General features: G+C 38.8%; 23 protein-coding genes. 12 read left to right on the top strand and 11 right to left on the bottom strand.

Annotated elements, in window-relative coordinates:
* Positions 1-48 precede the first annotated feature (48 nt).
* On the bottom strand, positions 49-1,518 hold the full coding sequence (locus tag PVK70_RS04125; RefSeq protein ID WP_130044985.1) for an alanine/glycine:cation symporter family protein: 1,470 nt from the start codon (positions 1,516-1,518) through the stop codon (positions 49-51).
* 657 nt (positions 1,519-2,175) lie between these two features.
* On the opposite strand from PVK70_RS04125, the gene cadB reads away from it, so the two are divergent.
* The 3 genes from cadB to pdxY all read left to right on the top strand — a co-directional run bounded on the left by cadB (position 2,176) and on the right by pdxY (position 6,712).
* On the top strand, positions 2,176-3,510 hold the full coding sequence (gene cadB / locus PVK70_RS04120; RefSeq protein ID WP_130047782.1) for a cadaverine/lysine antiporter: 1,335 nt from the start codon (positions 2,176-2,178) through the stop codon (positions 3,508-3,510).
* A 117-nt stretch (positions 3,511-3,627) separates the two neighbouring features.
* The gene (locus PVK70_RS04115) at positions 3,628-5,766 is read left to right on the top strand and encodes a lysine decarboxylase CadA (protein ID WP_130047783.1); all 2,139 of its coding nucleotides are present in this window, start codon (positions 3,628-3,630) and stop codon (positions 5,764-5,766) included.
* Positions 5,767-5,842: 76 nt separating this feature from the next.
* Positions 5,843-6,712 carry a pyridoxal kinase PdxY gene (gene pdxY / locus PVK70_RS04110; RefSeq protein ID WP_130047784.1) on the top strand — a complete coding sequence of 290 codons (870 nt, stop codon included), beginning with the start codon at positions 5,843-5,845 and terminating at the stop codon, positions 6,710-6,712.
* A gap of 96 nt (positions 6,713-6,808) precedes the next feature.
* On the opposite strand, the gene PVK70_RS04105 is transcribed toward pdxY, so the two are convergent.
* Together PVK70_RS04105 and PVK70_RS04100 are read right to left on the bottom strand one after the other, a co-directional pair.
* Positions 6,809-7,882: a hypothetical protein gene (locus PVK70_RS04105; protein WP_130047811.1), complete on the bottom strand. Its 1,074-nt coding sequence runs from the start codon at positions 7,880-7,882 to the stop codon at positions 6,809-6,811.
* A complete protein-coding gene (locus PVK70_RS04100; RefSeq protein ID WP_130047785.1) occupies positions 7,882-8,931 on the bottom strand; it encodes a hypothetical protein in 1,050 nt (349 codons plus the stop codon). Before PVK70_RS04100 ends, PVK70_RS04105 begins: the two co-directional genes overlap by 1 nt.
* 397 nt (positions 8,932-9,328) lie before the next feature.
* Between PVK70_RS04100 and PVK70_RS04095 the strand changes: the two genes are divergently transcribed.
* The 4 genes from PVK70_RS04095 (at position 9,329) to PVK70_RS04080 (ending at position 12,331) form a co-directional block, all read left to right on the top strand.
* Entirely contained in the window at positions 9,329-9,958 is a 630-nt protein-coding gene (locus PVK70_RS04095) for a magnesium transporter (protein ID WP_130047786.1), read from the top strand.
* 276 nt (positions 9,959-10,234) lie between these two features.
* Positions 10,235-11,695, top strand: coding sequence for a glutathione synthase (locus PVK70_RS04090; protein ID WP_130047787.1), 1,461 nt, complete (start codon positions 10,235-10,237; stop codon positions 11,693-11,695).
* A gap of 190 nt (positions 11,696-11,885) precedes the next feature.
* Entirely contained in the window at positions 11,886-12,203 is a 318-nt protein-coding gene (locus PVK70_RS04085; protein WP_242504767.1) for a helix-turn-helix domain-containing protein, read from the top strand.
* The gene (locus tag PVK70_RS04080; protein WP_274441271.1) at positions 12,200-12,331 is read left to right on the top strand and encodes a hypothetical protein; all 132 of its coding nucleotides are present in this window, start codon (positions 12,200-12,202) and stop codon (positions 12,329-12,331) included. The genes PVK70_RS04085 and PVK70_RS04080 overlap by 4 nt, the downstream gene beginning before the upstream one ends.
* A gap of 107 nt (positions 12,332-12,438) precedes the next feature.
* On the opposite strand, the gene PVK70_RS04075 is transcribed toward PVK70_RS04080, so the two are convergent.
* Positions 12,439-13,965: a hypothetical protein gene (locus PVK70_RS04075; protein ID WP_130047788.1), complete on the bottom strand. Its 1,527-nt coding sequence runs from the start codon at positions 13,963-13,965 to the stop codon at positions 12,439-12,441.
* Positions 13,966-14,077: 112 nt separating this feature from the next.
* Here PVK70_RS04075 and PVK70_RS04070 point away from each other — a divergent pair, with 112 nt between their 5' ends.
* The 3 genes from PVK70_RS04070 to PVK70_RS04060 all read left to right on the top strand — a co-directional run bounded on the left by PVK70_RS04070 (position 14,078) and on the right by PVK70_RS04060 (position 17,562).
* Positions 14,078-15,469, top strand: coding sequence for a hypothetical protein (locus PVK70_RS04070; protein ID WP_130047789.1), 1,392 nt, complete (start codon positions 14,078-14,080; stop codon positions 15,467-15,469).
* Positions 15,470-15,799: 330 nt separating this feature from the next.
* Positions 15,800-16,438 carry an inovirus Gp2 family protein gene (locus PVK70_RS04065; RefSeq protein ID WP_130047790.1) on the top strand — a complete coding sequence of 213 codons (639 nt, stop codon included), beginning with the start codon at positions 15,800-15,802 and terminating at the stop codon, positions 16,436-16,438.
* Positions 16,439-16,617: 179 nt separating this feature from the next.
* Positions 16,618-17,562 (top strand): DUF4339 domain-containing protein, encoded by a 945-nt coding sequence (locus PVK70_RS04060; RefSeq protein WP_130047791.1) that lies wholly within the window; start codon positions 16,618-16,620, stop codon positions 17,560-17,562.
* Between the two features lie 34 nt (positions 17,563-17,596).
* On the opposite strand, the gene PVK70_RS04055 is transcribed toward PVK70_RS04060, so the two are convergent.
* The 7 genes from PVK70_RS04055 to radC all read right to left on the bottom strand — a co-directional run bounded on the left by PVK70_RS04055 (position 17,597) and on the right by radC (position 21,917).
* Complete coding sequence (locus PVK70_RS04055; RefSeq protein ID WP_130047792.1) at positions 17,597-18,028, bottom strand: hypothetical protein; 432 nt, start codon at positions 18,026-18,028, stop codon at positions 17,597-17,599.
* A gap of 77 nt (positions 18,029-18,105) precedes the next feature.
* Positions 18,106-18,462: a hypothetical protein gene (locus tag PVK70_RS04050; RefSeq protein WP_130045001.1), complete on the bottom strand. Its 357-nt coding sequence runs from the start codon at positions 18,460-18,462 to the stop codon at positions 18,106-18,108.
* Positions 18,459-19,193: a hypothetical protein gene (locus PVK70_RS04045; protein WP_130047793.1), complete on the bottom strand. Its 735-nt coding sequence runs from the start codon at positions 19,191-19,193 to the stop codon at positions 18,459-18,461. The genes PVK70_RS04050 and PVK70_RS04045 overlap by 4 nt, the downstream gene beginning before the upstream one ends.
* 313 nt (positions 19,194-19,506) lie before the next feature.
* Positions 19,507-20,397 (bottom strand): LPD25 domain-containing protein, encoded by an 891-nt coding sequence (locus PVK70_RS04040; RefSeq protein ID WP_130047794.1) that lies wholly within the window; start codon positions 20,395-20,397, stop codon positions 19,507-19,509.
* 77 nt (positions 20,398-20,474) lie between these two features.
* Positions 20,475-20,942 (bottom strand): DUF2787 domain-containing protein, encoded by a 468-nt coding sequence (locus PVK70_RS04035; protein ID WP_130047795.1) that lies wholly within the window; start codon positions 20,940-20,942, stop codon positions 20,475-20,477.
* 64 nt (positions 20,943-21,006) lie between these two features.
* The gene (locus PVK70_RS04030) at positions 21,007-21,450 is read right to left on the bottom strand and encodes a DUF2787 domain-containing protein (protein WP_130047796.1); all 444 of its coding nucleotides are present in this window, start codon (positions 21,448-21,450) and stop codon (positions 21,007-21,009) included.
* Positions 21,450-21,917, bottom strand: a complete 468-nt coding sequence (gene radC / locus PVK70_RS04025) for a RadC family protein (protein WP_130047797.1) — start codon at positions 21,915-21,917, stop codon at positions 21,450-21,452. The genes PVK70_RS04030 and radC overlap by 1 nt, the downstream gene beginning before the upstream one ends.
* Positions 21,918-22,087: 170 nt before the next feature.
* Between radC and PVK70_RS04020 the strand changes: the two genes are divergently transcribed.
* Entirely contained in the window at positions 22,088-22,279 is a 192-nt protein-coding gene (locus PVK70_RS04020; RefSeq protein WP_130047798.1) for an AlpA family transcriptional regulator, read from the top strand.
* 90 nt (positions 22,280-22,369) lie between these two features.
* A complete protein-coding gene (locus PVK70_RS04015; protein WP_130047799.1) occupies positions 22,370-22,861 on the top strand; it encodes a ribonuclease HI in 492 nt (163 codons plus the stop codon).
* Positions 22,862-22,866 lie beyond the last annotated feature (5 nt).

Raw genomic sequence — 22,866 nt, 5'->3', positions numbered from 1 at the left:
TGTTCGGCGGGCTTTTTGTTTTTATGAAAGTAGGTTATCTAAAGTAGATTATGCTTTCTTTTTCTTTGGATGCCATGCACCGTCTAGGTCATCAAGTTCAGGGAACTTAGTTCTATCAAACTCAGGCGTTTTACCTGCTTTAAGTTGAACTTCGTAATCCTTGATAACTTTGATTGCTAGTTTAGACAGTAGAACTAAAGCAACAATGTTGATTAGCGCCATCATACCCATAGAAGCATCAGCTAGGTTCCATACGACAGGCAGAGAAGCTACTGAGCCGAACATAACCATTGCTAGCACACACAGACGGAAGCCAAATAAGCCCTTCTTAGAGTTACCGTTCAAGAACATTACGTTTGTTTCAGCATAGCTGTAGTTTGCAATGATAGAAGTGAAACAGAACAGAAGAATAGCTAGTGCCATAAAGTAGCTTGTCCAGCCGCCTAACTCGTTAGTTAGTGCTTGCTGAAGAAGGCTGATACCCGTAGCAGCATCTGGCTGGTCCATTACGCCAGAAAGCATAATCATCGCAGCAGAAGCAGTACAGATAACTAACGTATCAACAAAAACACCTAGCATTTGCACAAAACCTTGTGATGCAGGGTGGTTAGGGTTTGGTGTTGCACTTGCTGCGATATTAGCAGCAGAACCCATACCCGCTTCGTTTGAGAATAGACCACGAGCGATACCAGATTGCATTGCTTGAGCGATAGTGTATGCAACACCACCTGCCGCCGCTTCTTGCCAGCCGAATGCACTCTTAACGATAAGCGTTAATACTGCAGGAACTTCAGTAATGTTCATCACTACAATAATTAGTGCAATCGCAAGGTAACCAATTGCCATTACAGGAACGATTTTCGATGATGCGCTAGCAACACGACGTAAACCACCCATGATAAAGAAGCCAGAAACCGCAACAATTACCACACCCATGATAGTTTTATCAAAACCAAATGAGTGATTCAGAGCATCGGTGATTGTGTTTGCTTGAACCGCGTTGAACACTAAACCAAAAGCGATGATTAAGAAGATAGAGAAAAGTGTCCCCATCCAGCGTTGACCAAGGCCTTTTTCCATGTAGTAAGCAGGGCCGCCGCGGTATTGACCGTCAACGTCTTTCACTTTGTATACTTGAGCCAGTGTCGATTCAATGAATGCTGTCGCCATACCAAATAGAGCGATAACCCACATCCAGAAGATAGCACCAGGGCCACCAACGGTTAAAGCGACTGCCACACCTGCCATGTTACCCGTTCCCACGCGAGCTGCCATAGAGGTGCAAAATACTTGATAAGAGCTGATTCCGCTGTCGATCTCTTGACCGCTGCGTAAGATTTTAACTGAGTGACCAAGCTGGCGTAGTTGAATAAAGCCAAGACGTACCGTGAAGTAGATGCCGACACCAACAAGAAGATAAACGAGGACTTGTCCCCAAAGAAGGCCATTGATAGTGCCAATGACAGACATTAACGCCTCGTTCATTGACTCAATTAGCGTTGAATCTGTGTTTGTCATGAAATTTCCTTATTATTAATCGTTAATTTATTTTTCCTAAACAATGGATAACGAAATGCCAATCTTTAAGAAATATAAGTAACTTTGTTATAAAGTTGTATAAAATATCGTTTGCTAAGGATTTGCGGCGATTAATATAGTTCAGTCGACTTTAGCTAGTCAATCATAATGAAACAATATGTCGTACTTTTTTTACGTGTGGCGATAAATATTTACAATTTTTTCATTGAAATTTTCTCACTCAATTAACCATGAAAAAAAACGGGTCTTTAGTTGGTTAGTATTTTTATAACGAAGAGATAAAGGTCATAAATAAACCCTTATTCTTATCAATATTAGAGGTTTATATTTTTTGTTTTTTTTAATTAAATCTAAAGTTGAAATTTTAACTTATTGAAAGTAATCGTAATTTAATTTTGGCCATCTTCGCTTATCAGTTTTCTTCTTTATTTTTTTATCATTATTTTATTGATAATTTTATCCTTATTTTTTTTCGATTCATTGGGCGTAATCTTCATCTCAACATTCGAGCGGGATGTTGTGTATTTACCCCAACAGAGTTTGCATGCTCCGTCTAAATAACATCTCGCCCTCTTAAATAAAATTTCGCATCACGGGCTAAATAATAGAGCCCATTCGATAATCCCTGGAGATGTTATGGAATCGAATACAAAAAAAATTGGCTTAATTGCCTGTACGGGTGTTGTTGCCGGCAACATGATGGGGAGTGGTATTGCACTATTACCTTCTTCATTAGCGGCAGTTGGCTCAGTATCCATCTTTAGTTGGATTATCTGTTTAGTGGGTGCATTAAGTTTGGCGTTTGTTTTTGCCCGCTTAGCAACGAAAAACCCTCAAGAAGGTGGCCCAATTGCTTATGCAGGTGAAGTCTCTCCTGTATTTGGTTTCCAAACCGGTGTCCTTTACTACCACGCAAACTGGATTGGTAACTTAGCCATTGCTATTACTGGCGTTTCTTACCTATCTGTTTTCTTCCCTGCTTTGAATGACCCTATCCCTGCAGCTGCCGCGACGATTGCATCAGTATGGTTATTTACCTTAGTTAACTTACTAGGTGGTAGCTGGGTAAGTCGTCTTTGTACTTTAGGTTTAGGTCTTATCCTTATTCCTGTTGTGGGGACTGGTCTTGTGGGTTGGACTCACTTTGATCCTGCTTTATATAACCAAAACTGGAATGTATCTTCAGGCACAAGTAGCCACGCTATTATCAGTGCTGTGCTTATCTGTTTATGGTCTTTTGTTGGTGTTGAATCAGCAGCGGTATCATCTGGTATGGTAAAAAATCCAAAACGCACCGTTCCTCTAGCAACAATGTTAGGTACAGCGATTGCGGGTGTGATTTATATCCTATCAACTCAAGTAATCAGTGGCATGTTCCCAGCAGCAGAAGTTGCAGCATCAGGTGCGCCATTTGCTCTAGCAACCACTGAGATTTTCGGTAGTTGGTCAGCCCCATTTGTTGCGGCATTTACAGCCCTAGCATGTTTCACATCACTGGGTTCTTGGATGATGTTAGTTGGTGAAGCAGGTAAACGTGCCGCTCACGATGGTAACTTCCCTAAAATCTACGGTGAAACTGATAAAAACGGTGTTGCTAAAAAAGGCTTAGTCTTAGCATCACTTAAAATGACAGCACTAATGATTGCGTTAACTGTGTTCAGTTCTCAATCAGCTCACACTGCGGATTTATTTAATCAGTTAACGACTGATGCTGTACTACTAACAATGCTTCCTTACTTCTACTCAAGCATTAACTTAATTCGATTCGAAGGTATGACAACACGCAGCGGCTTTACCATGTTCTTCTCTGGTATTGCTTGTGTATTCTGCATGATTGCACTGGCTGGTGCAGAGGGTGCAACACTAACTGCAACCTTTATCGTGTCACTTGTCATCCTTATGTTCTACGCAAAAAAAATGGGTCTGAAACAATCAGAGCAACACGTAAGCACTGAAGCTGCTGCCCATTAATGTCACTCGATAGCGTAAACACTTAACGCTACCAACTTAATAATTTTACCCTCAGGCGCTCCACTACCTCACCATCAAAAAGATGGGGAGCGCCTTGTTTCGTCTTGGAGATATAAAATGAATATTTTTGCTATCCTAAATCACTCAGGTGTTTTCTTTAAAGAAGAGCCAGTTCGCGAATTGCATGCTTCTTTAGAAAAAGCAGGCTATAAAGTGGTTTACCCAGTAGATGCACAAGATCTATATAAAATGATTGAAATGAACCCACGTATTTGTGGTGTGTTATTCGATTGGGATAAGTACTCACTAGACCTATGTACTGAAATTAATACGTTGAATGAAAAATTGCCGCTATATGCATTTGCAAACCAACATTCAACATTAGATATTTCATTAACTGATTTACGTCTAAATCTACATTTCTTCGAATATGCCCTAGATATGGCTGACGACATCGCACTGAAAATCAATCAAGCGACAGAAGAATACAAAGACCAAATCATGCCTCCTTTTACTAAGGCATTATTCAAATACGTAGAAGAAGGCAAATATACCTTCTGTACTCCGGGTCACATGGGCGGCACGGCTTTCCAAAAAAGTCCTGCTGGCAGCATCTTCTATGATTTCTACGGTCCAAACGCATTTAAAGCGGATGTATCAATCTCAATGCCTGAACTAGGTTCATTACTTGATCACTCAGGTCCTCATAAAGAAGCTGAAGAGTACATCGCTCGTACCTTTAATGCAGACAGCTCTTACATCGTAACTAACGGTACTTCTACATCAAACAAAATTGTAGGTATGTACTCAGCACCTGCAGGAAGCACAGTACTTGTTGACCGTAACTGTCACAAATCTCTAACTCACATGATGATGATGAGTGATGTTACGCCTATCTATTTCCGCCCAACGCGTAACGCTTACGGTATTTTAGGTGGCATTCCACAAAGTGAATTCACTCGTGAAGTGATTGAACAAAAAGTAGCAGCAACACCAAACGCAACCATGCCAGGTTATGCAGTTATTACTAACTCAACTTACGATGGTCTGTTGTACAACACTCAATACATCAAAGAAACGCTAGATACTAAATACATTCACTTCGACAGTGCTTGGGTTCCTTACACTAACTTCAACAAAATTTATGAAGGTAAGTGTGGTATGAGTGGCGAAGCAATGCCGGGTAAAGTGTTCTATGAAACACAATCAACTCATAAATTATTGGCTGCGTTCTCTCAAGCATCAATGATCCACGTAAAAGGTGAATTTGATAAAGAATCATTCAACGAAGCGTTCATGATGCACACATCAACATCACCTCAATACGGTATTGTTGCATCAACTGAAACCGCTGCGGCAATGATGCGTGGTAATACAGGTAAGAAACTAATCCAAGATTCAATTGATCGTGCGATTCGTTTCCGTAAAGAGATCAAACGTCTACAAAGTGAAAGTGACAGCTGGTTCTTTGATGTATGGCAACCAGAAAACATCGATACAACAGAATGTTGGAAACTGGATCCAAAAGATACATGGCACGGTTTCAAAGACATCGATGATGATCACATGTACCTTGATCCAATCAAAGTAACGCTATTAACTCCAGGAATGAACGAAAATAGCGAAATGAGCGAGACAGGTATTCCTGCATCAATCGTTGCTAAATACTTAGATGAACACGGTATCGTAGTAGAGAAAACGGGTCCATATAACCTATTGTTCCTATTCTCTATCGGTATTGATAAATCAAAAGCAATGCAATTACTGCGTGCATTAACTGACTTTAAACGTGGCTTTGATCTAAACTTAACAGTGAAAAACTTCCTTCCTTCACTGTACAACGAAGATCCAAGTTTCTACGAAGGCATGCGAGTTCAAGAGCTGGCACAAGGCATTCATGACTTAACTCGTCAATACCGTTTACCAGAGCTAATGTTCAAAGCGTTTGACGTATTACCTGAGCTTAAAGTAACCCCACACGCAGCATGGCAAGAAGAGCTACGCGGTAATGTGGAGGAAGTGAAACTGGAAGAAATGGTTAATCGTGTAAGTGCCAATATGATCCTTCCTTACCCACCAGGGGTTCCACTAGTACTTCCAGGTGAAATGGTAACGGCTGAGTCTCGTCCAGTACTTGATTTCTTAGAAATGCTATGTGCTATCGGCGCACATTACCCAGGCTTTGAAACGGATATTCACGGTGTATATGCTCAAAAAGATGGCAGTTACACAGTGAAAGTTCTAAAAGAAGATTAAGCCCTAGGGTTTTGAAGGAATATCGTTTATTTTAGGGCACGGAAGCCCTTACTCTATTTAAAATTATGGTGATGTTATGAAACGTATTCTTTCCATTCAGTCTCATGTGGTATTTGGTTGTGCAGGCAACAGTGCTGCGGTTTTTCCAATGCGAAGAATGGGAATGGAAGTATGGCCTATTAATACGGTACAGTTTTCAAATCACACACAATATCAACAAGGTTGGAAAGGCATCGCCATGCCTGCTGGCCACATTTCAGAATTGGTTGATGGTCTATCAGCGATTGAAGCAACTCATGTTTGTGATGCGGTGTTAAGTGGTTACTTAGGATCAGCAGCGCAAGGTCAAGAGATCATCACAGCGGTTCAGAAAATAAAAAAAGACAATCCAAACGCAATTTACTTCTGTGATCCAGTAATGGGTCATCCTGAGAAAGGCTGCATTGTTGCACCAGAAGTGACCACTTTCTTTAAAGAGTCCGCACTTGCATCAGCAGATATTATTGCGCCTAACTTATTAGAGTTAGAAAGTTTAACCGGTATGACGATCAGCACCTTAGAGCAAGTGATTGAAGCGAATAATCAACTGCTTGAGCAGGGCGTTAAGATGGTGGTGGTAAAACACTTGAGTCGTGCGGGTATTAAAAAAGATCGCTTTGAAATGCTATTAACCACCAAAGAAGGTAGCTACCACGTTTCTCGTCCTTTATATGACTTTGATGCTAAGCGTCAGCCAGTAGGGGCAGGGGATTTAATTAGTGGCGTAATGCTTGCCAACTTAATGGCGGGTTACTCTCCAATTGATGCGTTTGAACGTACTAATGCTGCGGTTGATTCGGTAATGCAAGAAACCTTCAATCGTGGTGCGTATGAACTGCAACTTATCGCATCACAAGAACATTTCAATACGCCAGAAATCACGGTAAAAGCAGAAAAAGTCGCTTAATTACGGGAAGAAAAACAAGCAATAATACTCTACTATAAGTAAAAAATGCATGAGCCCGTTATTCTTTTCATTAAAGAATAACGGGCTTTTTTCGTTTTATTGCTGAGCAATATCATTTAAAAATCGCAGGCGTTCTTTTTCTTGTTCTGACATTTGATAGGGCTCATCACTTAAACTTGAAATATCAAAAGATGAAATAGTAAATACGGTTTTCCGACTTGTGCCATAACGCGTTTTCTCTCCTGGAAAATCAGACATTTTTTCAACCGTGATATTTCGTAGTTCAAACTCTGTCACATCATTTTTAAGTACTGAACTGTGTGCTTTTAGTTCAAATACAGCATCACCTTGAGAGAGTTTTTCTTTATTGTTCAAAGAAGCAATCGGCTTTCCATTGGTTTGAAATAAATTGGCTCTAATTCGGTAGTTACCGGACTCTTTCACTTCAACGTTAAGCGGTAATATCATATCGCTTCCCGCAGAGTAAGGCGGCTCTATTGAGTTAACATAAGCCACTGGATTTGAAAATTGAATATCGGTAGTCAGAGTGTCCTTTCCATCAACAAAAGAGATTACCGCTTTAATTCTAACCTCTTGAGGCCACTCTTTTTGAGGTGAAAACTCAGTAGTTAACTCTTGTGTATATTGAGTTGTGAGGGATTTTCGAGTTTCTGGGTCTAATAACTCATACTCGATATGATCAACCGCGAGATCTGAATTGAGAGTGACGGTAATAGGCTCAGGGTAAGAAAATCGATATTTATCCAAAGAGAGGGAAGCTTTATGAGCCCCATCTAATACGGGGATCTTAACTTCACTGAAGTGATTGGGCTCAAGATAACTTTTATCGTTAGAAAGCAGTGGCGTTGAGTAAGAAGGATAAATCATATCAGCGGCGTAAGCTTTAGATAATAAGCCAAACTGTTTGGTTAGTTCTTGCGGTAAAGCCTTCAGTGCCTCATCTTGTTCTTGTAGAGAGATAAGGTCTGTTTTTGTTTGCACGACTTCTTTTTTTAATTGCTTTTCTGAAGCTGCTTTTATTTTTTGGTGAGTTTTTACTGAAGAATGCTCTCCTACCATCGTTTGGGCGGTGCTATCCTGCATTATCCAATGAAAGGTCGCCGCTGAAGTCACCAGCAGCGCACCAATAAATAAAGCGTTTTTATTCATCACAATAAATCACTAACCAGTTCAGACATGCTTTCATTTTTTGAGTTATCAACGTAACGATATGTATTGCCGCTTAACCAATAAGTAGAATCTGTCGTACTTACTTTAATGATTGTACCATCGAGCAATGTTTTTTCTTGGCTTACGGCCGTTACTTTACCTTGATGTTTTGTGCCAATTAATCCGCTATGGCTGTAATTATCCCCCATTAATAGTGGGTAATGATAAGGCATAAAATTAGTCACCGCTTGTGGTTGGTTTTCTATTTTTCCATCAAAAGCGAGAGTTGTTGAGCAACTTGTAAATGAGCCAGATTGACTTGAACCACAAGAAGAATGGCTTGATACCACGCCATCATCTTTACCCGGTAAAAATCCACTGGTTGATCCAAAATAGTCACTGCCTTTACCGACAAAGCGAATGCGAGGAATTCGGTTATCAGGTAAAGGGGCTAATTGACGTGCATTGGTAACTTTTAAATCATTAAGTACGCCGGTATTTCCTACACTAGGTGTTTCACCTAACCATAATGACATTGCATATTTTAAGGGGGCATTTAATACGCCACTGCCTTCTGAAATATTAATCGCCATATCGCCTAGCTCAGAGCCACCACCTGCACCGGCAAAGTCGAAGGTCGCAATAATATTAAGCGGCGTTAACCCTGCATTGATGAGCCAGTTTTCTTGATTGTCTAATAGATAACGAGCAACCAGATCCCCAGTAGAATGAGTGACTAAAATACAGCCATTTTGACAGGTGTTATTTTCAGAAAGAGCTTTTAATTTTGGCCACACATAATCGCTTGAGATCTTTCCTGCGACACGTTCGTGCGAAGGCCAGTCGATACGCTCATCGGCTTTGGCTAGCCAAAAATCTTGCCAGTAGGTTTTTCCATCAGCAATAACCGCATCATGATCGGGCTTGGTTTGAAGTTGACCAGCTTGAAAACCATGAATCAAGATAATGGGATGCTCATCTAGTGCAGCCAAACTAGGAAGAGAAGCTGTCGCTGTTATTAATAGGAATAGACGTGAAAGAAACTTCATAAGAGTTAACTCTTTTTGAGTAATTATGTTTATAGAGTAATTGCTCAACTCTTATTTCGCAAATGGAGGTATCGATTGCGTTCTCATTTATGAGGTGGGACGTATTGAACGCTTATTATTTAACAGGAAATAACCTTTTTCTCATGACATATTTCTGAATGTAAATGAAGGGCCTATTTGCAATACCTCCTTACACACCGTAATGGTATCTTTTGCTGTTATTGGGTAAAGTCCGCCCGTCTTTGAATGCAGTTTTACTGCTATCCATTAACCCATCTTGTTTATACAAGGAAGCACATCATGAACACCAGTAAACAGGAACCCCCAAGTTGGTGGTTTAACTCTTTTTCTACATGATGATCTGAGGGTGATATGTCTTCAGATCTGGAGACGTATTATGGAATTCGTACAACAAAAAACAGACACAGAACATATTGAAACATCAGACAACATGCATAAAGGTTCTGGTGTTGAAGACATTAGTATCAGCATAAAAAATGCATCAATTGGCGTGCTTTATAAGAAACGTGTATTTTGGTTAGTGCTGCTTGTTTTTGGTAATGTATTTTCAGGGGCGGGTATTGCTTACTTTGAAGAAATTATTACCTCTTATGTCGCGTTGGTTTTTTTCTTACCTTTATTAATTGATAGCGGTGGTAATGCCGGCTCTCAATCTGCAACCTTAATGGTTCGAGCGTTAGCTACCGGTGATGTAAAACCAAATGACTGGGGTAAAATGCTTGGCAGAGAAGTCTTTGTCGCTCTAGGACTTGGTTTGAGTATGGCTGCCGCTGTTTACCTTTTAGGTTTATATCGCGGTGGCTATGAAATAGCGATGGTCGTTGGCTTAAGCATGATAGCGATTGTGCTTATAGGTAGCTTAATTGGCACTATACTTCCTTTTGGTTTACATAAACTCAATTTAGATCCCGCTTCTGCTAGTGCCCCAATGATAACCTCTATTGCTGATATTTCAGGGGTATTAATTTATTTTGCGATAGCTTCTGCGGTATTAGAGATCGGATAAATAGTTCTATTTATTTTAAAATATTCGCTCATTGATGAATGGATTAAAGACACTATAAAGCTCAATGTCATTTGTGATATTGGGCTTTTTGCTTATATAAGAGATTATCGATTACAATCAGGTATCAGCGAGTTATTTATTTTTCGCATTTTTTAAGAAATACACCTTCAATAGATAGAGTCATTTAATAGTAAAAGTGAGCCAGACCAGCAAAAGGAACATGATGATCTTATTGCTAATAAAGAGGCTTTATTCTTGAGTTTAAGAGTCATAAAAATGAATATAGACAATAAACGATTAGTTTCTCAACAAATTATTGAAGACGCTTGTGAGTGGACGATTATGAACGGTGTGGCTTTTCGACAAGCAGATAATACAGCACGACACTGTCCATTTAGTATCGCCCCAATGAGTATTGAGCGCGAAGTGTATAATCATTTATTAGCAGTGACCCCATTGATAACTAAGCTTATTCATAATGTCTCTGAAGATCATGATTTCCTACAAACGTCATTAAGCAATATGGCAAAAGCCGATCCTTTCTTTGGTTTATTAATGTCACGACATCAACAATTGCATGGTGATGCAGGTAATAAACTAATTGCCGAGCGTAAGCCATTATTATTGATGCGAACTGATTTTATGGATGACCGTCAGCACGGCGCAAAAGTCATTGAATTTAATGGCATCGCAGCAGGAATGGGGCCGTTTGGTCAACGTGCTGCAGAGTTTCACTCATTTATGAAAAATCAATGGCCTGATACTTATAATCAATGGATTGAAGACAGCTCCGCGGTACCAGCGGATAATCATGGTTTGGAGCAATTGGCCTATGGTATTGCAACTACTGCGAAAGCGATTAAAACGGATTTTTCAGACCAAGGTAAACCTACGTTTTTAATGGTGGTTCAAAAGAATGAAGATAACGTTTATGACCAACATTTACTTGAAGTTGAACTGCAGAAACAAGGAATACGCACAGTAAGACGCACCTTTGAGCAGTTAAGTACTCAACTTTCTAGTGGTGAGAATAAGCGCTTACTATTAGAAAATGTCGGTGCCATTGATGTTGTGTATTTAAGAGCGGGTTATCAATATGAAGATTATTTCGCACCGGAATTAAATGAGCCTGTGTGCTGCCATACATTAAGTCAAATTAGATTGTTTATCGAGCAGCATCATGTCGCCGTGAATGCCACCATCAGTCAGCAATTAGCGACCAGTAAAACAATGCAAATGCTATTAACCATGATGCCAGAAAGTGAATATGCACGGTGGGGTCTAAGCCTTGAAGAGGCAAAAATGGTGAAGAGTGTTTTGGCAGAGATGAAACCCATTAATGTTGAAACGATTAAATGGTTTGAAACAGAAGCGATTCAAAATGAGTGGGTATTAAAAAACCAAGGAGAAGGTGGTGGGCATTGTATTTTTGGTCAGGATATAGCGGAAAAATTAAATCACTTAGCACCAGAAGAATATGATGCTTGGGCGTTAATGCAACGCTTATATCCACATGAGCGTGATACGCCAACCATTGCCGTTCGTGATGGTGAACAAACTATGGTGGATGATTTGGTGAGTGAAATTGGCTTATTTACAGCGTATTACAAGGGTAAACCAGTGACCGAATTTGAAGGTTATGCAGGGTATTTAATTCGCAGTAAACCTGCCAGTGAAAACGAAGGTGGGATCCACAGCGGCAAAGGTATTTTAGATTCATTGGTGTTAATTGATTAAAAAGCTTTATTATTAATACAAAGCCCAATCAACTTTGCACCCCTTTATAAGCCCCCTTCGTTCCATATTAATAAAAACAACTTTAAGGTTGTTTTTATTAAATATTACAACTTATAAGTTGTTATCTCTTTGGGTTACAACTAAAGTGTTGTATATAATTTTGTCGTAATATCAGCGTCGACTGGAGTAAATGATGAAGAGTATTGTTGAAATTTCAAAATTGCTGATTGAGCAACGCAAAGAACTGGGTATCGAGCAAAAAGATATGTACATGCGGATTGGCATGAAGCAACAGCAGTATCAGCGTATTGAAGCTGGTAGCGATGTAAAGCTGTCAACCTTGCTCAGGGTCTTAGAAGGACTAGACTTAGAACTATCTATTACACCTAAAGGTACCAAAACTCCTTCTAATCAAGTGTCTGAAAGTTCTGTTGACCTAAATAAAAGCGATCTGCAAGATGATACCGATGATTTAGAATTTTGGTTTGGCTCTGAGGATAAATCATGAATAAGCAAGTCGAGCAGGTTGAAGGTCTTATGACACAAAAAAGCCCAACCTCTTTCGAAGTTGGGCTTTTCCAAACGTTTGGTGGGCTGGGGTCATCTGATTTTATGTTGTATCATTTTGTTTTATAAATGATAAGTCGTATTGATTTTATTTTTGGAATACGTTTTGGAATACATCAGGTGTTTTTGTTACCTTATTTGTGATTATCGATATCTAATTGTAGGTGTTATAAGGTCTAATTCATCTTAGAATCTATTGCTGGATCTATATACAGGAAATATGACTCTGGCTCAAACATTGAAATACCAATGTTAATTAATTCATCATTGGCTGTTAGAATTTGAATATCATTTGTTTTCACTTTTTCACTTTTCTTCATTATATCTCGTACTACTTTATCTACTTCAGTTAACGCTGAGTGCTTAGAGTTCGTTATTGAAAGAGTATTAGATAAATCACAGGAAGTCAGTCCTATTGTACTTAGAGACCATGGAACTAAAGCGAGGATATGATAATCTGTAAGTGTAATGGAAATACTTCCTGTGGAGAATGCACCATATGATTCTATTTCTGTGGAAACATCAATGGTATTGAAATATGAAGTCATTAATTGCTTGAAATGATTATTCATTGTGCTTAACGGTTTAAGCCATTTATCCCCTTTACTTTTATGAATAAGAGATTCGATATTTTCCCATTCATTTGCAATGTTGCATATTTGAACATCTGTTTGTAGATAGAACTTTAATAACTCATTGTAAATATTAGTGGCATGAGTAATTATTATTGCTTTAACCGATTCTGGTGCGTTGATGTTTTTTAACTCATCAATAATATTGCATTTATTTTTTGTTTCTTGCGATTTATTTACCCATTCAGTATGCCATTTTTTTGCATGTAATGCCTCTTCTTCAGATACGTCAATTTCATTTTTTTTAATCCAGCTTGATAATACTGTGTGAGATTTAGGGTCTATTTTATTATATTTGATTGTTTTATGTATTCTATTTATAGCATCAATTACAGTGTTAGCATTAGACTCAGTAAATGTCTTTGTTACGAGTTCTAATTTTAATGGAGCATCTATATTATGTTGCTCTTGAGGTATGATAAGGCCAGATAGCATAGACTCTAACTTCTCAAACCTAGCGTTAGTGTCATTGTTAAGAGCCTCTATCTTTGCAATTATCTGGCTTTCTACTTGTGCCTTATCTTCGATTTGTTCTGCTTGATGATTATTAGAAATAGACTCTATTTCTACAGGTGATTTAACACTTCTTTTTGGCACTTCTGCTCGTGCTTTCTTTCTCATTTCTTGTGTTATTTCTTTTCGGAGTTCTTTCTCTAATTCCTGTCTTATATCTTGATGTTCACCATATTCATTGTAAATTAAATCAAGAATTGTATCTTTGATTGTGGCTTTTTTACCTTCAAGTTCTTTAAGATCTTTTAGAGAGATTAACTTATCATACTCGTCACTTGTTAGTTCTATGTTAATCTGTTTGTGATTTTTACGTTGTTTAAGTTTCTTCCTCCAAGCAGACATTACATTTTTTCTGATCTTCTTATCGTGTTCAGTGCCACCTTGAAGTTTCTCAAAAAACAGCTCAAACAGTTCTTGTGATTTTGCTTCTCTAGTTCCTTTTATGTTAGGTATTGAAATATCAGATTTTAGCTTTCGAGTACTGTCTAGGAAGTACTCTGTTAACCATGCTCTATCACCTTTATCGTTCCAATCAAAGTCAGTTAGCGTGTTGTTCATTGTTGTATATCCCTTTTTAAAAAACTTATTTTAGGTATTATACAAGCCTTCCATGTTAACTAGTATCTATTAAAACTAGTACTTGATTATTTAGGTTTGACAGGGTGTATGTATGGATTTTAATTGTAATTTGATTGGTTATATATTGGCTGAAACGGAAGGGCTTAGCCCTGAAGGGCGTTTTTTGTTGCTGTGCTTGCTCTATGAGTACAGCATGGAAAGCAAAGAAATAGACATTTCAGTAGAACAGCTTGTTAGTAAGTATGGAGTGACAAGAACTGTTTGTTCGGAAGTATCGAAATTTTTGTCGTTACCTAAAAATAAATTAGCCAAAATAAGACGGTCAAAAGTACGGTGTTGTGAGTTTGATTCAGTCTCGTTAAGTAAGTTTAGTTCTGATTTTGATAACGGACAGTATGGCAATGTTCATCGTTTTACAGTTGTTGATTTGTTAACAAGGAAGTCTACGGTAGATGGTGTGAAAAATGAATGTGACTTGAGCGTGTCAAATCTCTTGCTCTTAATTATTCTATTAATCCACTCTGATTCTTCTGGTTCCGTTGAGGGGGTGAGTAAAACCAAAATTAGAAAAATGATGGGTGGGATATCTGCTGACCGTTTAAAATCTCAGTTAAAAACTTTAAATAAAGTTAAGTACATTCTTGTGGACAGTAGAGGGGGAACAGGGCGTAAATTATTTGGGAAAGTATCAAATAACTACGTATTGAATATAGGTAAGTTACAAGGGAAGGGGGAAATAGTAGAAAAAGAAATCGAGATTGAAAGTAACTCGGTGCTATATGATGTTAAGTTGATGACTAGGGACATGCAGCAAGTTATTCCATTTATTAAAAAATTAAAAGATGGTGAACGCAAGAGTTTGCTACATCTGTTTGGTGATGATGCAGATCGATATATGGATATAACTCGAATCCTCATCAATAAGTGTGAATGTCTTATTTCAATTATTCTTAAACAATATTGGGGTGAATTAGATGATTTAACAGTAGCAGATTGCCAATTTCTAGATGATCCAAGAATGAAAGCATTCTTAACTGCTAGAAGTCTTTTTTCTATGAAATATATTTATGATGTTAGAAAACCTAAAGATAAAGAAGAAAAAACACGATACTTAGAAGAGGTACTTGTGACAAATGATTCTTTTAATAAATTCTGCTTTGGGGGGGCTGAGATTAAAGATGATCTTATTATAGAGGCACATTACTTAATCGAATTCTTACTTACTCATTCGATAGCGATAGCCGTTAAGGTTAAGCATTTACTGATTTCTCATCCTAAATATGAAAATAATGAAATAAAGAATATTGCTATTGGTTTCGGCACTATTGTGATGAATGGAATAAACCGTAACTCTTATGACCTAGTGGTAAGCCTGAGAGATACTGAAGGGTATCGGATTTATTCAATATTAGCATTAGTATCAAAAAAAGAAGCTAGAAAGTATGACTGTAGGATTAATTTGACCACATGGAAGTGCACCTAACGTCAGAGTAAATTCATTTCTACTATCCTGTGAATGTCTAGGGTGTTTTTGATTAATGCCCTTAACATCCTTTAAGTAACAACATTCGTGTAGTGTTGGATATAATATTATATATATTCTTTATTACAGTATTCTCTTAACTATACATACTCTCTCATAAATACCATTGTTCTTTAGTAATACACACTAACCATACTACCTACTGATACCTCATTAGTAATCCTAACCAACACATACTCATTACTCATTTGATTAACGTTACTCCTTATCACCAATAAAAAATAATCTATTCAACTATTCCTTTGAGACTAACTTTGAAGGAATAACAACATGACTAATCAATCATATCCATACTCACTGTATAACCAAGGCGAAGGCTTAAATTATCAATACCTAACTACTTTAGATAATACTGTTCAGGATATGCTAGACGACTACACAAGAGTCTTTGCATTAAGAGTAGATTTACACTTACCAGATAATGAGCTAATCAATCAGTCTAGATTAATGACTCGTTTTATTAGTTCACTTAAAGCACAACTCAAAGCCTATGAATCAAAGCGTAGCAAGCTAGGTACTCGTATTTACCCTAATACCCTACGTTATGTATGGGCGAGAGAAATAGGCACAGAGAACGAACTAGAGCACTACCATTTACTATTGCTGTTTAACAAAGACGCTTATCACTTATTAGGCCATTATCGTGTAGTAGGAACATTAGCGAATCGAATACAGCAAGCGTGGTTTAGTGCATTAGGTGAAGCGGTAGCGAGTGAATCAGGATTAGTACACTTCCCTAAGAATGGTAGTTATTACATTGATGGTAAGTCACCTTATTATGAAGACCAGCTAGATAGCTTAATGTATAGAGCCAGTTACTTGTGTAAGAGACAAACCAAAGTCATTTCATCTAGAGTACGGTCATTTGGTGCTAGTCCTCGTATCGTCGTAAAAAGGGCTTTTAGTTAATAATATATTATCTAAATCATTAGGAAGCGTAGCGATCTTCCTTAGTCCCATATCACTTTGTTTCTGCGTTACTTATCACAAAACAAATCATTACTCATATTACTAATACGGTATGAGACACTTAATGCCCCTACGGATTGTACGTTTCTCTTTTATTGTTATTACGTTAGGTAAATAAAATGAGTGAACAAGCAATATGGTTCTATGAATCGAAAGGTAAAAGGGAAGGGAGTATATCCACCACTGAGATAATTGAATTGATTACTCAAGGGGTTATTCATCAAGGAACTCAAGTATGGAAAAAAGGAATGACAGAATGGGTAACACTAGAAGAAAGTGAATTAGCTCAATACCTAGAAGATGTGCCACCACCACTAAGCAACAATGATGTACCACCACCGTTACAAACAGTGCTAACCCCTAAGTCTAATGAAGAAAGTTTTAGTACTAAGCTTGGGGGTATTTGGCGTTTTATCTATGCGCCTACCTTTGCAGCCATTGCAACGTATCTTGTATCTTATTTGATTGAGGGAAGTAGTAGGCAAGCATTTGGGTTATGGTCAACATCGGGTATGGCTGTAATTTCGTTATTAATTATCCTTACTGCATGGGCAGAAGACTTATGGCGATTTAAGAAGTCAGCCAGTTACACTGGCTGGTCTTGGTGGTGGTTATTTGCCCCTTGTTATATTCATGACCGTATGGGTAAGCAATGGAAGTGGACAATAGGGCTAATCGTTTTATCGTTAGTTTGTAACCTAATAGCGTCTGCGGCTATTGCATTACATGGTGATGGGTACTTTGATGATAATGACTCATATAGCTACCAGCCACAATCTAACGCTCAAGTAGGTGGGATGGATTTGAATACCATCGAGTTAGAAACGTATCTGAACACCACGAATACTGACGCAGCAATGACAGGGCATATTAGTGTTGTCATGCTTGATGATGTTACTTATCGAATTTCTTACTCTAATCTGTGCGGCTCTAATGGATGTGACTACAGCTACCTTAAATCAGCGCAAGATGGGGGTTACTGTTATGTTCAAGGTAATAATGATGCAGAAGGTATGGCAGCAACGCAGTGTAGTTCTGAGTCATTTAGATTGACATATAACTAAAAAAAAGAGGAGCTAAACCTCCTCTCGTTGATATCTAGGCAGGGAGCTTTTTAGCTCTCTGTTTTCTCATAATAAGAATAATGATTAATGCTGCTGCGTATTGAAACTTAAGGATTAGTGCACAGCCTATGATTATTGATACAAAGAAAATTGAAAAATAACGAGCCACTAATTTTGCCAATACTCCTGAGTCTTTTGATGCATTCCAAATGCCACGTAAAGTAACGTAAGCATAAACAGGCCAAACAGACAGTACCGTAGTGAGTGCCGAATTAACTTGATACTCTAAGGTACTTGTATTGAGTTTATCCATGAAGAACCAAATACTAATCCCATACAGCAATACGCTACCTAGAACCCCAAATCCCCAGAATGTTGCCTTTAGGCTAAATGCCCCTTTTGTTATTGGTAAATTGTTAATCTGATTTATGAATAATGCGAAAAGAATTAAAACGGCAAATGACATGATGAATAACTCCAATTGAAAATAAAACAGCACACCTCCTTTGAAGTGTGCCGTTGGTTTTTTGGTGATAGTTTGAATTAGTTAAATGTCCACGTCCAATCACCTTGATTACTTTGAACAGTAATTTCACGAACGTCACATTGATACGTTAATGCGTAAGCATTAGTGCTTTGTCCATAATTCAGTGCAACAGGGTAACGAGGGCGTGGTTTGTTTTGGATTAGTTGCAAGCGTGTTTGAGCCAGCTTCACGTCACAGTTACCACGGTTCATTACAATACCTGTCACCTTTAGATTATTAGCAAGAGCCGTTACTTTAATGTTGTGTTGAGCTGGAAGTGTTTCTACTGAAATATCCATAGGTGCAGACTCAGCTAATGCTTGAGTTGTAAAGGTACTTGCGATTAGTGCCAGTGTGATAAGTGTCTTTTTCATGGTGTTTCTTCCTTAATGGTATTGGTTATATTATTTTTCCAATGCGTTTTCACATTGAAGGTGGATGGGTATTCAAAGGTGAACGTTGATACGCTCACGGTGTTGATGTGTTCAATGGCTATGACTTGAGTTTCTAATTGCTCATTGATGTATTGCCCTATGACTAATTCAATTTGTGAGTGGTGGTGAATTAATCCTAGCGGCATGACATACAAGGCTGCGGTTTCATACAGATGCAAGGTAAGCCAGTGATTGTGATAAAGAGCCGTGTTTATTTTTTGAAAGTTATCCTCATGGGTTTGGCGTGGTAATTGACTGCTTATCTTTTTAAGCCATTGTCTTTCTTTAGTGGTACTCGCTATTGAAGACAGGGAGCGTCGAGCATCTTCAAATCGATTCTGTAATGCCTTTAAAAGACTCGCTGGTGTTAGGTGAATTAAATGCTCATTCGCTAACTGAAAGATAAGTGCGTCTCTTGGTGGTATGGTGTGGTGGTGTAATCTGTTTTGATAACCATAAGGTTTGCTGCGGTCATCTTTTTCAATCAAGTTAAGATCCACTAATATATTGAGATTGCGCTGTATGGTGCGCGTATCACGATGTATATCCCTTTCAATTAATTGGTTTCTAATCTCTCTGGTGGTGGTCTTAAAGTGATGAGGAACGAGCTGATATATCTCAAACACAACAGATAAGTGATCTTGAGTACTAAAGCGTGTTTGTTTAGTCATGGGTAAATGCTCAGTGATTACTGATTATCTGAATTAGCAATGAGGGTAATGTCATCAAGGGTATAACCACGTCTGAGTAGTTCATCCGTAGCTATCTCTTTGGTTTGTCTAGATGTGCTGGTTTTTATTAATTCAAATAGCTCATGAATGAGTTTGGTTTGGATGGTGTTTCGATTGATGGCTGGCATAGTGATGACTCAAATAATGACGTCCCTAGAGTGTAAATAGCCATTGGGCATCAAGCGTCCAATGCAGTTTTAAGCGATGAAATAATAGAGGAGGCCGTTTAGCCTCCTCATTGTTTTTATGCTTTTCATTCAGGAATACTCATCTCTCCCAATGGCACGTACTGTGATTTACTGCGATACGTTCCAAAGGTGATTTTCTCCACGCACCAACCATGATAAAGATAATCCACATTCGTTAAGCCAGAGCCTTGCCCTATACCGTAGTTATTACGATGCTCACAGCTTTGCTCTTTGTCGTTTAGAAATACCGTATCAGGGTAATTCAAACAGGCTTTACGTAACTCTGGAAATAATCGTCTGGTATGGGTAGACCACGCTAAAATAATAGTGCGAAGGGTTTTAGTATGATGCTCTCCTGAATACGGCTCACTGCGTTCTTTATCGTATTCGGTGTAAGTGGCTACGATCACGCCTTTCGCCCATTCAGGGATCACTAGAGTCGCTTGAAATGCCTTTTCATTGGCTTGATGGGCTTGCCATTCTTTTTCTTCTTGCTCACGTTTGGCTTGCTCTTTATCTCGCTCTTGTTGCTTGGCAAGTTCAGTGGCTTTGATGGTTTGAATTCGAGCGACAGTCACAAACTCGATATCAAAACGATAGGTTCTAATAAGAGAGATTAATTGCTGATGTTCAGCATCATTACGTAACCACGGCTTATCCGCATCGAGGTGATGTTTTTGATGGTATTCAAGCGTACTAAGACAATGGTCAGCAAAGCCTGTGTCATTGCCACCACAACCTAAATCTAATCGACATTGGTGTTCATCCCCATTTTCAAATGTCACCGTCACATTGGTTTTGTCGTAACCGCCTAATGGGTTTTGTTTAGCAACGTTCAATGCTTTATGTTCAAAGTCCATAAAGTCATACAACTGACCTTCATTGAATTCGTTAGATTCAGACCAATTGACTAAGACAGAAAATGGATTAAGGGTGGGTGTTATTTGTTTATTCATGAGTTAGTTATCCTGATTTTTAGGCATAAAAAAACCGCAACCAAAAGGCTGCGGCATGATGTGTGATTGAGTGCTGATTAAGATAGGTTGATTTCTATTTCGTCATACATCCCCATAGAGGCATAAGCCAGAAAGTTACCTTCCCATAAGCGGTATAGTTCAGCGGCATTCGCATTGTTTTTAATGGATGAGTAATCCCTTAAGTAGCTGGCAAACCATTCCCCACTTAGAAAATCAAAATCTAATTCTTTGACTAACTCAGGGTAATGATTACCCACAAAGGCAAAGTCAGTGATGTAGGCGTAGTGCCATGTGTTATCGGCTTCTTTGGTTAGTGCAATCTCAACAGGGTGAAAGCCACCGTTTTCAGCACTGTAGCTTTTATCTCGAAAGTTAAAGGTGACGCTGTTTGTTTCCTCTAAGCCAGAATGCAATTCAGGACGTTGATTCAATGCATCAATAAGGCACTGGTTCAGCTTGTTTGATACTGGCAACAACGTAGGAATAAGAGTAGTGGTGGTAATGATGGTTTGTAATTCAGACACGGTGTGCCCTCCTATGATTGAAATAAGATAATGGATTGGTAAAACAAATTAAGGTTGGAGCAGATTAAATGCGTATCTCGTTAGCCGAGATATCATCGAAATGTTGATTTCTGAGTTGACGACAAAAGGCGAGTGCCCATGAGGTAAATAGGTCGATGACTTGCGGCCTTGCAAGCTCACAGCCTTGAATGTCAGGTTGATAGAACCAACCACGCTTAAAGTTAAAATACAGCTCAGGTGCAACGTTTGGGCTGTGTTCATCGGGATAAGCAAAGCTAGCAATAAACACTAATTTCCAAATGTGACGATTATCTTCGTCTCGCTCAAAGCGCATTTCTACAGGGTGCAATCCCTCACGTCGATGGTAATAGCTGGTGTCTCGAAAGTTCACTGAAAGTCGGTTGATGTCAGTACGAAGGGAAAAACTATCAAGTACCACTTCAAGATGACGATGCAAATTTTTCGGTAAGGCTAGGTATTTACCATGAACGACTACTTCTCTTTTCATTAGATAAGCCCTCGCTCTGCAAAAGAGACACAAGGCGAGCCAACCACCACATGATCAAGCACTCGAATATCTAGCAGGTTTAATGCGTCCACTAATTTAGTGGTAATGCGTTTATCGCTTCCTGATGGTTCAGCAATACCTGAAGGGTGGTTGTGCGCAAATATCACCGCAGCGGCATTGGCTTGTAATGCAGCCTTGGCGACTTCACGAGGATACACGCTGGCAGAATCCACCGTTCCATAGAACAGCTCTTGATAGCTAATCAGTTGATGTTGGTTATCTAAAAACAGCACAGCAAACACTTCACGCTCTTGGTGGCCTAATTTCATCGATAGGTAGTGCTTGGTGTGCTCAGGGTTAGTGAATGACTGCTCACGTTTGTATTGGTGTTCAAGTAACTCAGCGGCTTTCTCAAAGACTTGTAAGGCCGTCATAGGGGCAGTAGTGACGTAATCGGTTGAATGCATAATGGAACTCCTTGAAAGAATAGATAGGTATATACAAGGAGGTAATATGTGATTGAAATTATTTGGAAACGTGGTGGATAGAGGTAGGAGAGATAAAGGGAAGCATACCCAAAATAAAAAAGTATTTTGGAGAGGAATCTTTTGAACTTATAACTCAAAGGATAACCATCATGCGTTTTTTAAAACTAAAAGAAGTCATGGCATTAACGGCATTAAGTCGTTCAAGCATTTACAAATTCATGGAAGAAAGCCGATTTCCTAAAAGCGTGTCGTTAGGTGATAGAGCCGTAGCATGGGTAGAAAGCGAAGTTGAAGAATGGATGTACGAACGCCTAAGCCAGCGTGATGAGAAACAAGCCTAAGCAATCCTCCCCAAGAGCAAATCCACCACACTTAAGAATTAATTAAGGCTGGTCTACTAAGGCCAGCAAATCCAAATAAGGAAGAACCTCATGAGCACAAATACTTACTCAATTTACGTCGATGGCGCAGCACCAAACAATCAAGGCGGTTGTATGAAAGGCGGTATCGGTATTGCGGTATATGATGAAGATAATGATTTAATCGATTCATACTCAATCACGGTCAATAGAGCAACAGACAATGCAGAGCTAGAACTTATGGCATTAGTCGAAGGATTAGAATATGCCGCTGATGGCGACATCATTTACTCAGACAGTGAGTTCTGTGTAAAAGGTTATAACGAATGGCTTGATGGTTGGAAAGCGAAAGGATGGCGTAAAGCAAACAAAAAGCCAGTGGCTTATCGTCATTTATGGCAACAAGTGGATGAACTACGTAGAGAGAAGTATGTAGAGGTAGTAAAAGTGAAGGCGCACAGTGGTATTGAAGGGAATGAAGAGGCCGATTCTTTAGCATCAATGGCGGCATGTAGTGATAAAATTTCTGCAGGAAAGGTGTTAATAAATCAAAAGACTATTTAGAATTA

Origin of the sequence: Aliivibrio sp. A6 (genome assembly GCF_028765505.1) — a bacterium.
Classification (GTDB): Bacteria; Pseudomonadota; Gammaproteobacteria; order Enterobacterales; family Vibrionaceae; genus Aliivibrio; species Aliivibrio finisterrensis_A.
This window is presented reverse-complemented; position numbering and strand designations above follow the sequence as displayed.

Excerpts from the sequence above, each read along its gene's own strand:
- PVK70_RS04125 (WP_130044985.1), bottom strand. The coding sequence starts at position 1,518 with ATGACAAACACAGATTCAACGCTAATTGAGTCAATGAACGAGGCGTTA.
- cadB (WP_130047782.1), top strand. The coding sequence starts at position 2,176 with ATGGAATCGAATACAAAAAAAATTGGCTTAATTGCCTGTACGGGTGTT.
- PVK70_RS04115 (WP_130047783.1), top strand. The coding sequence starts at position 3,628 with ATGAATATTTTTGCTATCCTAAATCACTCAGGTGTTTTCTTTAAAGAA.
- pdxY (WP_130047784.1), top strand. The coding sequence starts at position 5,843 with ATGAAACGTATTCTTTCCATTCAGTCTCATGTGGTATTTGGTTGTGCA.
- PVK70_RS04105 (WP_130047811.1), bottom strand. The coding sequence starts at position 7,882 with ATGAATAAAAACGCTTTATTTATTGGTGCGCTGCTGGTGACTTCAGCG.
- PVK70_RS04100 (WP_130047785.1), bottom strand. The coding sequence starts at position 8,931 with ATGAAGTTTCTTTCACGTCTATTCCTATTAATAACAGCGACAGCTTCT.
- PVK70_RS04095 (WP_130047786.1), top strand. The coding sequence starts at position 9,329 with ATGGAATTCGTACAACAAAAAACAGACACAGAACATATTGAAACATCA.
- PVK70_RS04090 (WP_130047787.1), top strand. The coding sequence starts at position 10,235 with ATGAATATAGACAATAAACGATTAGTTTCTCAACAAATTATTGAAGAC.
- PVK70_RS04085 (WP_242504767.1), top strand. The coding sequence starts at position 11,886 with ATGATGAAGAGTATTGTTGAAATTTCAAAATTGCTGATTGAGCAACGC.
- PVK70_RS04080 (WP_274441271.1), top strand. The coding sequence starts at position 12,200 with ATGAATAAGCAAGTCGAGCAGGTTGAAGGTCTTATGACACAAAAAAGC.
- PVK70_RS04075 (WP_130047788.1), bottom strand. The coding sequence starts at position 13,965 with ATGAACAACACGCTAACTGACTTTGATTGGAACGATAAAGGTGATAGA.
- PVK70_RS04070 (WP_130047789.1), top strand. The coding sequence starts at position 14,078 with ATGGATTTTAATTGTAATTTGATTGGTTATATATTGGCTGAAACGGAA.
- PVK70_RS04065 (WP_130047790.1), top strand. The coding sequence starts at position 15,800 with ATGACTAATCAATCATATCCATACTCACTGTATAACCAAGGCGAAGGC.
- PVK70_RS04060 (WP_130047791.1), top strand. The coding sequence starts at position 16,618 with ATGAGTGAACAAGCAATATGGTTCTATGAATCGAAAGGTAAAAGGGAA.
- PVK70_RS04055 (WP_130047792.1), bottom strand. The coding sequence starts at position 18,028 with ATGTCATTTGCCGTTTTAATTCTTTTCGCATTATTCATAAATCAGATT.
- PVK70_RS04050 (WP_130045001.1), bottom strand. The coding sequence starts at position 18,462 with ATGAAAAAGACACTTATCACACTGGCACTAATCGCAAGTACCTTTACA.
- PVK70_RS04045 (WP_130047793.1), bottom strand. The coding sequence starts at position 19,193 with ATGACTAAACAAACACGCTTTAGTACTCAAGATCACTTATCTGTTGTG.
- PVK70_RS04040 (WP_130047794.1), bottom strand. The coding sequence starts at position 20,397 with ATGAATAAACAAATAACACCCACCCTTAATCCATTTTCTGTCTTAGTC.
- PVK70_RS04030 (WP_130047796.1), bottom strand. The coding sequence starts at position 21,450 with ATGAAAAGAGAAGTAGTCGTTCATGGTAAATACCTAGCCTTACCGAAA.
- radC (WP_130047797.1), bottom strand. The coding sequence starts at position 21,917 with ATGCATTCAACCGATTACGTCACTACTGCCCCTATGACGGCCTTACAA.
- PVK70_RS04020 (WP_130047798.1), top strand. The coding sequence starts at position 22,088 with ATGCGTTTTTTAAAACTAAAAGAAGTCATGGCATTAACGGCATTAAGT.
- PVK70_RS04015 (WP_130047799.1), top strand. The coding sequence starts at position 22,370 with ATGAGCACAAATACTTACTCAATTTACGTCGATGGCGCAGCACCAAAC.